The 13,453-nt window shown below is 66.1% G+C and carries 12 protein-coding genes; 5 read left to right on the forward strand and 7 right to left on the reverse strand.

What is annotated here, in order from left to right; genetic code table 11:
- Positions 1-132: 132 nt before the first annotated feature.
- A complete protein-coding gene (locus tag EO174_RS05610; protein ID WP_104649252.1) occupies positions 133-885 on the reverse strand; it encodes a DNA-formamidopyrimidine glycosylase family protein in 753 nt (250 codons plus the stop codon).
- 107 nt (positions 886-992) lie between these two features.
- Between EO174_RS05610 and EO174_RS05615 the strand changes: the two genes are divergently transcribed.
- On the forward strand, positions 993-1,775 hold the full coding sequence (locus EO174_RS05615) for a DUF72 domain-containing protein (RefSeq protein WP_126942919.1): 783 nt from the start codon (positions 993-995) through the stop codon (positions 1,773-1,775).
- A 467-nt stretch (positions 1,776-2,242) separates the two neighbouring features.
- A complete protein-coding gene (gene treA / locus EO174_RS05625) occupies positions 2,243-3,916 on the forward strand; it encodes an alpha,alpha-trehalase TreA (protein ID WP_126942922.1) in 1,674 nt (557 codons plus the stop codon).
- Between the two features lie 147 nt (positions 3,917-4,063).
- Here the strand turns inward: treA and EO174_RS05630 are convergent, their stop codons facing one another.
- On the reverse strand, positions 4,064-5,023 hold the full coding sequence (locus EO174_RS05630) for an arabinan endo-1,5-alpha-L-arabinosidase (RefSeq protein ID WP_126942925.1): 960 nt from the start codon (positions 5,021-5,023) through the stop codon (positions 4,064-4,066).
- Positions 5,024-5,114: 91 nt separating this feature from the next.
- A complete protein-coding gene (locus EO174_RS05635) occupies positions 5,115-5,327 on the reverse strand; it encodes a hypothetical protein (protein WP_126942928.1) in 213 nt (70 codons plus the stop codon).
- Between the two features lie 230 nt (positions 5,328-5,557).
- Here EO174_RS05635 and EO174_RS05640 point away from each other — a divergent pair, with 230 nt between their 5' ends.
- The gene (locus EO174_RS05640) at positions 5,558-6,253 is read left to right on the forward strand and encodes an AIM24 family protein (protein ID WP_126942931.1); all 696 of its coding nucleotides are present in this window, start codon (positions 5,558-5,560) and stop codon (positions 6,251-6,253) included.
- 716 nt (positions 6,254-6,969) lie between these two features.
- Here the strand turns inward: EO174_RS05640 and EO174_RS05645 are convergent.
- From EO174_RS05645 to EO174_RS05655, 3 genes are all read right to left on the reverse strand, one after another.
- Entirely contained in the window at positions 6,970-7,881 is a 912-nt protein-coding gene (locus tag EO174_RS05645; protein WP_119130553.1) for a CorA family divalent cation transporter, read from the reverse strand.
- 186 nt (positions 7,882-8,067) lie between these two features.
- Positions 8,068-9,444: a D-serine/D-alanine/glycine transporter gene (gene cycA / locus EO174_RS05650; protein ID WP_126942934.1), complete on the reverse strand. Its 1,377-nt coding sequence runs from the start codon at positions 9,442-9,444 to the stop codon at positions 8,068-8,070.
- A gap of 332 nt (positions 9,445-9,776) precedes the next feature.
- Complete coding sequence (locus EO174_RS05655) at positions 9,777-9,992, reverse strand: hypothetical protein (RefSeq protein WP_104649258.1); 216 nt, start codon at positions 9,990-9,992, stop codon at positions 9,777-9,779.
- A gap of 364 nt (positions 9,993-10,356) precedes the next feature.
- On the opposite strand from EO174_RS05655, the gene EO174_RS05660 reads away from it, so the two are divergent.
- A complete protein-coding gene (locus tag EO174_RS05660; protein WP_126942937.1) occupies positions 10,357-11,157 on the forward strand; it encodes a transporter substrate-binding domain-containing protein in 801 nt (266 codons plus the stop codon).
- Between the two features lie 114 nt (positions 11,158-11,271).
- Here EO174_RS05660 and EO174_RS05665 read toward each other — a convergent pair whose 3' ends face one another.
- Positions 11,272-12,147 carry a DMT family transporter gene (locus EO174_RS05665; protein ID WP_046345616.1) on the reverse strand — a complete coding sequence of 292 codons (876 nt, stop codon included), beginning with the start codon at positions 12,145-12,147 and terminating at the stop codon, positions 11,272-11,274.
- A 314-nt stretch (positions 12,148-12,461) separates the two neighbouring features.
- Between EO174_RS05665 and EO174_RS05670 the strand changes: the two genes are divergently transcribed.
- Entirely contained in the window at positions 12,462-13,313 is an 852-nt protein-coding gene (locus EO174_RS05670; RefSeq protein WP_126942940.1) for an SAM-dependent methyltransferase, read from the forward strand.
- Positions 13,314-13,453: the final 140 nt, after the last annotated feature.

The raw sequence follows: 13,453 nt of genomic DNA on the forward strand, positions 1-13,453 counted from the left end.
AGCACGACGGGTCGTTACGGCGCCTGCCAACGGCCTCAGCCACTGCCCCAACGGTATGCATCCTTCCTGCCGTGCACCGGGCGCACACCCATCGCGACCGACCACGCACGCCGGGCGCAGGACGTACCCGCCTCAGCCGTCCTCCGAGCGGTAGAGTCGTTGGCAGACCTCGCAGAAGAATGCCCGCCGCCCGGCCTTGCCCAGGTGCTTGCGATACTGCAACGGCGCGCCATCGCGCGGGCAGCTGGTTTTGGTATGCACCTGGTAATGCTTCTTCAAAACGAAGGCTTTTTTCCAGGTGTAGAAATCGAAACTGTACGCGCGCGCCTGGGTGACCAGCTCGCCAAGCTTGCGCGCCGGCAACGCGCCCACCGGGCTTTCCGGGTGCACACGGATGCGATGCAGCACTTCGTTCTTGATGATGTTGCCGACGCCGGCAAAGATGTCCTGGTCCAGCAATGCATCGGCGGCGAGCATGCCGGGCGCGGCGCGCAACTTGCGCCGTGCCTGCGCGCCATCCCAGTGCGGGTTCATGACATCGGCCGTCCAGTCGTAGACCTCATCCAGCGGGCGCTCGATGAACTGCACCGAGCAGGCGTAGAAATTCAGGCGCTGGCCCTTGGAAAATTCCAGACACAGGCGCGGCACCGCATTCGGCTTGTCTTCGTCGATGCGATAACTGCCGAACAACAGGAAGTGGATCCGCACGCTGAACTGCGCGCACTCGATCAGGAAGTGCTTGCCCCAGCTGCGTAACGCCAGCACCTTCTGCTGCCCCAGCCGCGCGATGTCCTGCTTGCTGTTGCCGGACACGCGCAGGATCTTGCGACCGACAAACGCCTCGGTCTGTTCGCGCAGGATGACAAGGGAGGGGCCTTCTGGCATGTGCCCAGTATCGAAGTCGTCGGTGAGTCGCCCGTGAGCGCGGTGCACACGCGGCGCTGACGCGCGCGCATGCATAGAGTGCTGCCCACTGGCCTTGCGCACACCCTATGCAAGCTCGTGCATCCGTCGCCCTGCCGCGCGTGCGCTGTGGCTGCGCGGGCTGGTCGATTCCGGCCGCCGACCGCGCCGCATTCGGCGATGGCACCAGCGTCTTGCAGCGCTATGCCACACGTTTTGATGCGGTGGAAATCAACTCCTCGTTCCATCGCCCGCACCGTGCCGGGACCTATGCACGCTGGGCCGACAGCGTGCCGGAGGATTTCCGCTTTTCAGTCAAGCTGCCGCGCAGCATCAGCCACGATGCACGCCTGCAGGGCACCGGCCCATTGCTGGATACATTCCTCGCCCAGGCCGGCGCGCTGGGCACGCGACTGGGCTGCCTGCTGCTGCAACTGCCGCCCAGCGCCGTCTTCGATGCGGCAGTGGCGGCCAGGTTTTTCGCAATGCTGCGGCGGCGCTGGGACGGCGGCGTGGTCTGCGAACCGCGCCATGCCAGCTGGTTCCTGCCGCAGGCACAGGCGCTGCTGGCGCGCCACCGCATCGCACGCTGCGCCGCCGACCCGGCACCGGTGCCGGACGCCGCCACACCGGGGACGACAGCCCACCCGCAGTACTGGCGCTGGCATGGCGCACCACGCATTTACTACAGCAGCTACGACGACAGTGCGCTGCAGGCACTGGCCGACGCGGTGCGCAACCCGGCGCACGACGCGGCGCATCCACAGGCAGAACGCTGGGTGATCTTCGACAACACTGCCGCCGGACTGGCGGTGCCCAACGCGCTGCAGCTGCAACGTTTGCTGCAGACCGATCGCCGGCGCCCACGCTGACGCAAGGACACTAAGGTGCGCCTGGACCACACGAAGACGGCAGGCCTGGCGTGGCCCGGCCTGCCGCCGGTGCAGCCCGGTGCGTCCACGCCGCCGCCATTCGTCGGGCGCGCCCGGCCGGCCTGACGCCCGCCATTGCCCACGTGCACCGGCTGCCGTGCACGGGCAGCGCCGCCCCGCCCGTCGCTCACTCCGCTGCGCACCCGCCGCACGCTGTGGCGCGCATCTTGCAGCAATGTCGGCAATCCGACGCGGCCTGGATGCGGCTCAAGCTGCCTCGATCCGGGCCGATAGGCCTGAATCGGCAAGGCAACCGGCGCAACCACCTGCAGTCCCGCGCCCGATCGCCTTGCTGAATCCTGTCGTCTCCGTGCGAAGTCTGTCGGCCTGCCGACCCCCTCGTCCGGCCCCGCCCGCCACTTCGGTCGTTTACCATGCCGCACGTCACTGCCCGTTCTGGAGATGCCATGAGTTCTGCCGCGCCCCCGTGCTGCACGTCGCTGCTTGGCCTGTCGCTGAGCATGTTCGTGGCGCCCTGCACGCTGACCGCCGCGCCGATGGACACTCCGGTCGTCAACGCCCCGGCGGCCACCCCGCCCACACCCGACCTGGCCTACCCGGAACTGTTCCAGGCGGTGCAGCGCGGCGAACTGTTCGACGACCAGAAGCACTTCGTCGACTTTCTGCCGCTGCGCGACCCGGCGCTGATCAACGCCGACTATCTGGCGCAGCACGATCACCCCGGCTTTGACCTGCGCAAGTTCGTGGATGCCAATTTCGAAGAGTCGCCGCCGGTGCAGACCGACGCGATCCGCCAGGACACCGCGCTGCGCGAACACATCGACGAACTGTGGCCCAAGCTGGTGCGCAGCCAGACCCACGTGCCGCCGTACAGCAGCCTGCTGGCGCTGCCATATCCGTACGTGGTGCCGGGCGGGCGTTTCCGCGAGGTGTACTACTGGGATTCCTACTTCACCATGCTCGGCCTGGTGAAGAGCGGGCAGACCGCGCTCAGCCGCCAGATGCTGGACAACTTCGCCTACCTGATCGACACCTACGGGCATATCCCCAACGGCAACCGCAGCTATTACCTGAGCCGTTCGCAGCCGCCGTTCTTCTCCTACATGGTGGAACTGCAAGCCGGCGTGGAAGGCGAAGCGGTCTACCAGCGCTACCTGCCGCAGCTGCAGAAGGAATACGCCTACTGGATGCAGGGCAGCGACGGCCTGCAGCCCGGCCAGGCCGCGCGCCATGTGGTGCGCCTGGCCGACGGCAGCCTGCTCAACCGCTACTGGGACGAGCGCGACACCCCACGCCCGGAAGCCTGGCTGCACGACACCCGCACCGCCGCCGAGGCCGGCGACCGCCCGGCCGCCGAGGTTTACCGCGACCTGCGCGCCGGTGCCGAGAGCGGCTGGGACTACACCAGCCGCTGGCTGGCCGATGGGCAGAACCTGCGCACCATCCGCACCACCGCGATCGTGCCGATCGACCTGAACAGCCTGCTGTATCACCTGGAGCGCACGCTGGCCCAGGCCTGTGCGCAGCCCGGCGCCGAATGCACGCAGGACTACGCGGCGCTGGCACTGCAACGCAAGCAGGCCATCGATGCGCATCTGTGGAACGCGGCCGGCTACTACGCCGATTACGACTGGCAGGCGCGCAAGCTCAGCGACCAGGTCACCGCTGCGGCGCTGTATCCGCTATTCACCGGCCTGGCGACCGACGCGCATGCCAAACGCACCGCCAGCACCGTGCGTGCGCGCCTGCTGCGCCCCGGTGGCCTGGCCACCACCGCAGTGAAGACCGGCCAGCAATGGGACGAGCCCAATGGCTGGGCGCCGCTGCAATGGGTGGCGGTGGACGGCCTGCGCCGTTATGGCGAAGACGCGCTGGCGCGCACCATCGGCGAGCGCTTCCTCACCCAGGTGCAGGCGCTGTTCGCGCGCGAGCACAAGCTGGTCGAAAAATACGGCCTGGAAGCCGATGCGGCCGGCGGTGGCGGTGGCGAATACGCGCTGCAGGACGGCTTCGGCTGGACCAACGGGGTCACCTTGATGCTGTTGAACCTGTATCCGGACACGGCGACCAAGCCGGCGCCTGTCAAACGCGTGCGCAAGCCCGAAGCGGCCACGCGCTGAATGTGCACCAGCGCTGCCGGGCACTGCCCGGCAGCCGCCGGCGGCCTTGCGGTTCTGGCAGTCGGCAACGCTGGCGGATCGCTGCATCAGGCATCGCCTGATCGCTGCGCCATTGCATAGCGCAGCAGCGTGTTCGATTGGTTGCTGCTACTGCACCACCGGCCATGCGCTGCCGTCATAACCAAGCCGGTTGATACCCAGGCGCGCATCGCCGCGGTCGTCGTAGTAGTGGTAGACCAGGATGTCGCCGTCGCCATCGCGGAACACCGATTGCCCGCCCGGCCCATGCATGCTGCCCAACCCGGACTGGATCACCGTGCCGCCGCCGTTGCGCATGTCCACCCCGGCGCGATCCAGATACGGCCCGGTCACCGAGCGCGCGCGCCCCACCGCAATCTTGTAGGTGCTGCTGGCGCCCTTGCAGCACGCATCGAACGACACGAACAGGTAGTACCAGCCATTGGCCTGCTGGATGAAAGGCGCCTCCACCGCGCCCGGGGACGGCCGGCTTGCCAGGCTGTAGCGCGTCGTGTTGCCGGACAGCTGCTTGCCGGTGCCGGGATCGAGCTGGATCAGCTTGATGCCCGACCAGAACGAGCCAAACGCCAGCCACCACTTGCCATTGCCATCCACCACCAGATTGCCGTCGATGGCGTTGTAGTCGTCGCTGCTCTTGGAGGTATAGACGATGCCTTGATCCTTCCACGAGCCAGGCTTGCCGGTGCTGCTGCTGGCAAGCGCAATCGCCGAGGTATTGGTGGCGAATCTTGAGGCGGTGTAATACATCAGATACTTGCCGCCATGGAAGGACACATCCGGCGCCCACAGCTGGTTGTCCGGGTTGTAGCTGCGCACCCAGCTCGGCATGCTGCTGAAGATCGCGCCCGCATTGCTGAACTTGGTCCGGTCGGTACTGGTGACCACGCCGGTGGTGGCATAGATGTAGTACCGCCCGTCGCTCAGCTTGAGCACCGACGGATCGTGCACGATGGTGTCGCCGCTCACCACACCCGGCCCCACGGCCGCGTGCGCGGGTGCGCTGTGCAAGCCAGCGGCAGCAGCGGCCAGGGCCAACAACGACGCGATCGCGCCACCACGCAGCGACATTCCAGACCAGCCCCCTTCCACTCGACTACCACCAACAACGCGCATCGCCCCACTCCTTGAACAACGTAACGACGTTTTCTGCAGGAGCAATCTAGCCCGGCAGCAATGCCACGAATCCGACGCCGATCTCAGAAGCACCGCGCAGGCCGAGCAGTTGTTTTATTTGCGACGTGCCTTCGTGCCGAACTGTGTAACGCAGCCGAGATTGCATACGCCGGAGCGTGGCGCGCACAGTGTCACTGCACCAGTGGCGTATCGGCGTTATCTCTTCATCGTCGTGCAGTGCGTCGATGACAACCCGCATCCATGACGCTGCAAAAAGCTACAGCACCTCCTCGCCATGACGCACAGATCCTGATGGATGGTCGCCAGCTTGTGGCTGTCATCGCGCGCGACGCGCTGACTGCGCGCCATGTGCGCCGCAACATCAGCGCGCCATCTGTGCAGACGCAAAGCGACTCGCACACCAGTACGCTTCGAAGACACCAGCCTGCCGCGTATCATGCGCACTCTTTCACGCATCGGGATGGACCCATGGCCGTACGCACGCTCAACGAATTTCTCGCCCATTCCAAGGAAAAGGACGTCAGCCCCGATCCGTTCGAACTGGAAAACCCGCACCTGCTGGAAGTGCGCCTCGACGGCATAGTGTGGTCCAAGGCCGGCGCCATGGTCGCGCGTACCGGCAACGTCAAGTTCACCCGCGAGGGACTGCTGGAACAGGGCCTGGGCAATCTGCTGAAGAAGGCCGTCAGCGGCGAAGGCATGCAGCTGATGAAGGCCGAAGGCCAGGGCCGGGTGTATCTGGCCGACCTCGGCAAGCTGGTGACCTTGCTGCGCTTGAATGGCGAGGCGATCTTCGTCAACGGCAACGACGTGCTGGCCTTCGAATCCGGTGTCGAACACAAGATCACGATGATGCGCAAGGTGGCCGGCATGCTGTCCGGCGGCCTGTTCAACGTGCGCCTGAGCGGCCACGGCATCGTGGCGATCACCTCGCACTACGAGCCGCTGACCCTGCCGGTCACCGCCGCCAGCGGCCCGGTGTTCACCGACCCCAATGCCACCGTGGCCTGGTCGGGCACGCTGAGCCCGGAGCTGGTGACCGACGTGTCGATCGGCACGCTGTTCGGCCGCGGCTCGGGCGAGAGCCTGCAGATGCGCTTTGCCGGCGAAGGCTGGGTGGTGGTGCAGCCATACGAAGAGGCCAGCTTCCAGGCCAAGGGCTGATCCAGCCCGCCCCGTAGCAATCAGCAAGGCGCATCGCCTGGTCACACGCTACGCAGCTAGGCAGTTTTCCAGTCACGATACAGGTGCGCAGTGACAGGCTGCGCACCCCAGCCCTTTGTAGGAGCGCACCTGGGCGCGAGAGACTTACCGGTAACGCCACGTCGCGCCCAGGTGCGCTCCTACGGGTTTCCGGTAGTTTGGCGCGCGCTGCGCAGCTACCGAATTGCACTGGCTTGGCGGTGTGTAGTGGCTAAATCGTGCACACCAGATGATGCGCTGGCGGCACGTCGTAGGAGCGCACCCGGGCGCGAGGGACTTACCGGTAACGCCATGTCGCGCCCGGGTGCGCTCCTACGGGTTTCCGGTAGTTTGGCGCGCGCTGCGCAGCTACCGAATTGCACTGGCTTGGCAGTGCGTGGTCGCGAGTCGTGCACACCAGATGATGCGCTGGCGGCACGTCGTAGGAGCGCACCCGGGCGCGAGGGCCTTACCGGTAACGCCACGTCGCGGCCGGGTGCGCTCCTACGGGTTTCCGGTAGTTTGGCGCGCGCGGCACAGCTACCGAATTGCGCTGGCTTGGCAGTGCGTGGTCGCGAGTCGTGCGCACCAGATGATGCGCTGGCGGCACGTCGTAGGAGCGCACCCGGGCGCGAGGGCCTTACTGGTAACGCCATGTCGCGCCCGGGTGCGCTCCTACGGGTTATGGCCCTGATGCGTTACACCCAGCCACGTTTGCGAAACCACGCCAGCGGAACCACCATGCTCAGCACGATCACGCCCAGCGCCCAGTAGTAGGCATCGTGCCATTTGAGCTCGGGCATGTAGGCGAAGTTCATGCCCCAGATGCCGACCAGCACCGTTGGCGGAATGCCGACCACCGACGCCACCGCCATCACCTTCATCACGTTGTTCTGGTCCATGTTGATCATGCCCAGCACGCTGTCGAGCAGGAACTCGATGCGGTCGTCCATGTGCTGCTGGAACTCGCTCAGGGTGGTCAGGTCCTTGTGCAGCAAGCCGATGCGTTTGGCCGCATCGTTGCCGAACCAGTCCGGCGCAGTGCCGTCCAGATAGGTGACCAGGCGCAGCAGTCCCTGCCCGGCATTGTGCAGCCCGCCCAGACGCCGCCCCATGCCACCGACCTGATGCAGCATGCGCTCCAGGTCCTTGGTCTTGTGCGGGTTGTCGAACACCTGGCGGGTGGTGTCGGTGACCTCGGCTTCCAGCGATTCCAGCCGGTCTGCCAGCCGCCCCACCAGCTGGTCGAAGATGCGCAGCAGCAGATCGTCGGCGCTATGGCAGGGGTCATGTTGCAGCTGCGCCGCCACTGCATCCAGCGAACCCATGTGCTGCTCGCGCAGGGTCACCAGCATGGTCGGCGACAGCGCAAAGCCCAGCGGCGCGGTCGGGCCATCGTCGTCCTGAAAGCGCGGCACGTTGAGAAACAGCACCTCGCCCTGGCGCCGCACCCGGCTGGAGAATTCGATCTCGCCGATCGCCGCGCGATCCGGCAGCGCAAACCCCACCGTGTCTGCGGCCTGCGCCAGCTCCTGCGCGCTGGCCTGGCACAGGTCGACCCAGCACCCTTGCGTGTGCTGCGTTGTGGCGATCGGGTGCGTGGTGATCATGCGATGGGCCGTGGCGATGGATGGCGGCGAGCATCCCGTTCCATCCGATCCACGTCAACGTCACGCGCACAACGCGCTTAGCTGCCAGTGGCCTTTATCTCGGCGCCGTGCAGCCACACACGCCAAGGCCCCGCAATGCGGGGCCTTGAGGATGTCTCGGTAGATGTGTTCGGCCCGTGCGAGCGCTCAGCCGCTGCGCGCCTGCTGCCGCTTCACCGCATAGCCGATCGCCAGGATCAGGAACCACACCGGGCTGGCCAGCAGCGCCTGGCGCGTATCGGCCTGCAAGGTCAGCAGCACGATGACGAAGGCGAAGAACGCCAGGCACACGTAGCACATCAACACGCCACCGGGCATCTTGAACGCCGAGGCCGCGTGCTGCTCGGGCCGCTTGCGCCGGTACGCGATGTACGCGCACAGGATCAACGACCACACGAACATGAAGAGCACCGCCGACAAGGTGGTGACCAGCGTGAACGCGGTGACCAGGTTGGGGATCAGATACACCAGCATCGCGCCCAGCAACAGGCACAGGCAGGAGAACAGCAGGCCACGTGCCGGCACCGCCGCACGCGAGAGCTTGGCAAAACCCTTGGGCGCGTGCTGCTCCTCGGCCAGGCCGTAGAGCATGCGGCTGGTGGAGAAGATGCCGCTATTGGCCGAAGAGGTGGCCGAGGTCAGCACCACGAAGTTGATCAGGCTCGCGGCCGCCGGCACCCCGGCCAGCACGAACAGCTCCACGAACGGGCTCTTGTCGGCCACCACTTGCCGCCACGGCGTCACCGCCATGATCGCGACCAGCGCCAGCACATAGAAGATCAAGATGCGCACCGGGATCGAGTTGATCGCCTTGGGCAGGTTGCGGCGCGGGTCTGCGGTTTCCGCAGCAGTGGTGCCGACCAGCTCGATGCCGACGAAGGCGAAGACCGCGATCTGGAACCCGGCAAAGAATCCGCCAATGCCCATCGGGAACATGCCGCCGTCGTTCCACAGGTTCGACAGCGAGGCCACGTTGCCCGACGGCGAATGGAAGCCCCAGGCCACCAGCCCGGCGCCGGTGATGATCAGCGCGCAGATGGCGATGATCTTGATCAGCGCAAACCAGAACTCCATCTCGCCGAACAACTTGACCGTCACCAGGTTCAGGCTCAGCAGCAACAGCACGCAGAGAATGGCGGGGATCCACGGCGCCAGGCCCGGAAACCAGAACTGCGCATAGGCGGCGATCGCAATGACATCGGCGATGGCGGTGATGATCCAGCAGAACCAGTACGTCCACCCGCAGAAGAACCCGGCCCACGGCCCGAGCAGGTCGGTGGAGAAGTCGATGAACGACTTGTACTCCAGGTTGGACAGCAGCAGTTCGCCCATCGCGCGCATCACGAAGAACAGCATCGCGCCGATGATCAGATACACGAACAGGATCGACGGGCCGGCCAGGCTGATCGTCTTGCCCGAGCCCATGAACAGCCCGGTGCCGATCGCGCCACCGATGGCGATCAGCTGCAGGTGGCGATTGGAGAGACTACGTTGCAGATGATCGGGCGCGGACGGATCGGACATGGGGCACGGCACCGGCAAGTGAACAAGCCGTCAAAAATACGAGATCGCGGCAGCGCACACCAGCGGTTTGCGTCGCCGTGCCGGGTAGGCCACAGCGCGCGCCGGCGCAGGTGGCCGGCTTGCCCCACCCTGGTGCGCCAGATATCCGCGCGTCCGACACTGCTCTCATCGAGGAATCGCAGCCCCGTCGATGCGCGCACCCCACCGCCCCGAGCGTCATCGCCATCTATCTGGCACCTGCGCATTGCAACGACCGACGCTGAAAGAATGCCGGTACCGGCCGCGCACCAGGTGACTGATCGAGCTTGGTTAGGCGCGATTACCCACCCGTATTACCCACCCGCAAGCCCACCGCCAGCTCGGCCTGGCAAGGCCTGGTCGTCATCTTCTTCCAGGTCGCCCACCTCCTCGCGCAAACCGCCTTGCTGCGGCGTCTGCTCTTCCAGCGGGATCTCGTCTTCATTGGTATCCGGGTCGGGCGTGCCGTGTGCCGACAGACCGGCATTGGCGATGGTCATCGGACGCGCAGTGCGTGGATTGAGCTGCATGGAGTGGCTCCGGTGGGTTCGAATGGAGCCCCGACAGTGCGCATCGCAGCGCTACCGCACCGTGATCCCGGGAGGGATCGTACTGACATACCGTTGACGCCGGCAGGCTGACGCGTGTCGACACGGCTCACCCACTTGGCACCTGGCGCCCGCACCTGGCACTTGCACCTGGCACTTTGCGACCAAAAGACAAAGGGCGATGTCTATCGCCAAGGCAGTCTGCGTGCCAGCGCCGCTGCGTCCTCGCCGTCCTGAACAGCAAGCGTTTGCGCATCCGCCTGAAATCGGCCTGTCCGCCTGAGCCGTACTCGACCACGCCGTGCCGACCGCGACTATCATGGCCGCACTCCTTCGAGGCCACGCCATGCGCCATCGCATCTGCCGTGTAGTGCTGCTGAGCTGCGGCATCGCGCACGCGGCCGAGCCCGAGCCTGCCTCGCGCCTGGATGCGGTGCTGCAGTCCGGCGTGCTGCGGGTCTGCACCACCGGCGACTATCGTCCTTACTCGCTGCTGCGCGCCGACGGGCAGTTCGAAGGCAGCGATATCGCCCTGGCGCAGTCGCTGGCTGGCAGCCTGGACGCGCGCGTGGAGTTCGTCCGCACCAGCTGGCCGCAACTGATGCCCGACCTGCTCGCCAATCGCTGCGACATCGCCGTCGGCGGCATTTCTGTTACCTTGCAACGGCAGCGCCAAGCCAGTTTCAGCACGGCGCTGGATGTGGACGGCAAGATTCCGCTGGTGCGCTGCGTCGACCAGGCGCGCTACCGCAGCATCGCGCAACTCAATCGACCCGAGGTGCGCGTGATCGAACCGCCCGGCGGCACCAACGAGGCCTTCGCACGTCACCAGTTGCCGCGCGCAAGCCTGCGCCTGTTCGCCGACAACACCACCATCTTCCAGGAGCTGCTGGCGCAGCGCGCGGACGTGATGATCACCGACGCCTCCGAAGCGCTCCACCAGCAGGCACGCCTGCCCGGCCTGTGCGCGATCGCACCGGAGCAGCCACTGCAATACGGTGAAAAGGCCTTCCTGCTACCGCGCAACGATCACGCCTGGAAAGCCTATGTCGATCAGTGGCTGCACCTGAGCAAGGCCAGCGGCGAGTACGCGCGCATCGTCGAAACCTGGCGTGCACCGCGCAAGGAATCCACGACGGCGCCGTGACGGGAATCGGGAATCGGGAATCGCAACAGCATCAAGCGCATCGCGACATTTCGATATAGCGCCCTCCGATTCCCCATTCCCCATTCCCGATTCCCGCGGCGCACAGCGCCGCCCTCAGACAATCTTGGTCCGCCGCCACCACCGCGAGACCTGCTCTTCGCGGATCAGCGTGAACAGCCCGGCGCCCAGAATCAGCGCGATGCCGACCGCCATCGGCCAGTCCAGGTGGTCGTGAAACAGCAGGTAGCCGAAGGCGATCGCCCACAGCATCTGGCTGTATTGCGTTGGCGCAACCACACTCACCGGCGCCATGCGCGTGGCATACATCAGGCAGATCGCCGCCAGGCCGGCAAGCAGGCCATAGCCCGCCAACAGGCCCCACTGAGACAGCGTGGGCCAGACAAAGGTCGGCAACATCATGATCCCGCCCATCACCAACGGGCCGATCACCCCGGCGCCGTACAGGGTCAGGCGTTTTTCGCTGTGGCCGGCCATGCGCAGGGTGATGACCGAGATGGCGCCGACCAGGCCGCACACGATCGCGGCCACATGCCCATGGGTGAGATGGCGAAAGCCCGGGCGCAGCACGATCAACACGCCGATGAAACCCACGATCACCGCCGACCAGCGCCGCCAGTGCACCTCTTCCTTGAGAAACACCACCGACAGCACGGTGACGAAGATCGGCATCAGGAAGATCAGCGCAAATGCCTCGGCCATCGGCAAGGTGGTGAACGCAATCACCGAGGTCAGATTGCCGATGGCGCCGGTAAGCGCACGCAACAGCCACAGGCTGGGTTGCTTGGCCATCACCAGTTCGCGCAACCGGTCGTCCGGCTTCTTCAGGAATGGCACGGCCACCAGCATCAGCAAAGCGCCGAGAAACAGCACTTCGTAGACCGGCAGCGTGCCTTCCAGCAGCTTCACGAACGCATCGCTGATCGAATAGGCCGCATAGCAGGCAAACCCCAACAACACACCCTTCAGCATTGCCGATCCTCCATTGCCGATCCTCCACGGTTGGCGCCAATCGGACACCATGTCGACGGGGCAGTGCGCAGTATGCGGCGCGGCGTGCGCCAGAGGAATCGGCGCAGGTCTCCGGGCACGGGCGCTCATGCACTGCCACCGGCACCGTCGCACACGGCCGGGCTGGCCACCGCGTTGCAGAACGGCCGCTGCGCCGCCCCGCCGGCGTGCAGGTCATGCATTGGATGCCCATGCGCGGTGGGTCGGTTACGATGCCGGTCCATCCCTTGTAATGGCGACGCGCGTCACGCGCGCCGACCCCAGACCAGCGACCCGTGCCCCACTACTCCGGCCCACTCCTCACCTGCTCCGATGCCCAGGCACTGCTTGCCGCGCGCGGCAGTGGCCTGATCCAATGGACCGGCTCGCTGGACCTGGGCCGCAGCACCGGCATCGCGCAGCTGGACGCGCAGACCTGGCAGTGGCGTGGCCGGGGTTACCCGTATCCGGGCAAGCTCAAGGAGCGCACGCTGTACTTCTGGGACGGCGACGACTTCGCCCCGATCTCGCGCTTCGGCGGCGCGTTGATCAAGCTGGTTCCCACCGAATGGGGCGCACCGACCTTCGAGATCGATGGCATCAAGATGCTGCCCTCGGCGCAGCTGTCGCCGTTCGAGGATGCGCGGCGCAAGGTGGCGCTGGTCGATCCGCGCGGCAAGGTCGTGCTGGATACCTGTGGCGGGCTGGGCTACTTCGCCGCCTGCTGCCTGGAGGCCGGGGTGGCGCAGCTGCAGTCGTTCGAGAAGAATGCCGACGTGCTGTGGCTGCGCACACTCAATCCGTGGTCGCCGGATCCGGACGATGCCGCCCACGGCGGGCGTCTGCAGCTGACCCAGGCGGATATCTCGCAGCACATCGCCACGCTGGCTGACGGTGCGTTCGACGCCATCCTGCATGACCCGCCGCGTTTCGGCATCGCCGGCGAGCTGTACTCGCAGCTGTTCTACGATCAGCTGGCGCGGGTGTTGCGGCGTGGCGGGCGCCTGTTCCATTACACCGGCGCGCCCAACCGGCTCACCAGCGGGCGCGATGTGCCCAACGAGGTAAGCAAACGCTTGAGCAAGGCCGGTTTCAGCACGCAGCTGGCGCTGGATGGCGTGCTGGCGACGCTGCCGGCGCGGCGCTGATCGCACGCGTCTTGCGGCAACTGAAACGCGCGGTCAACAGCAGCCAGCCATCCGGCGATGCTGTGCGCCAACCTGCGTTACAGCAGACACAGGCCGCGTCGAGTATCGGCCAGCCATGCGCGGAGCGCATCGCGTCTGTC

The sequence above is a fragment of the Xanthomonas sp. BRIP62418 genome (assembly GCF_003993495.1).
GTDB lineage: Bacteria > Pseudomonadota > Gammaproteobacteria > Xanthomonadales > Xanthomonadaceae > Xanthomonas > Xanthomonas euroxanthea.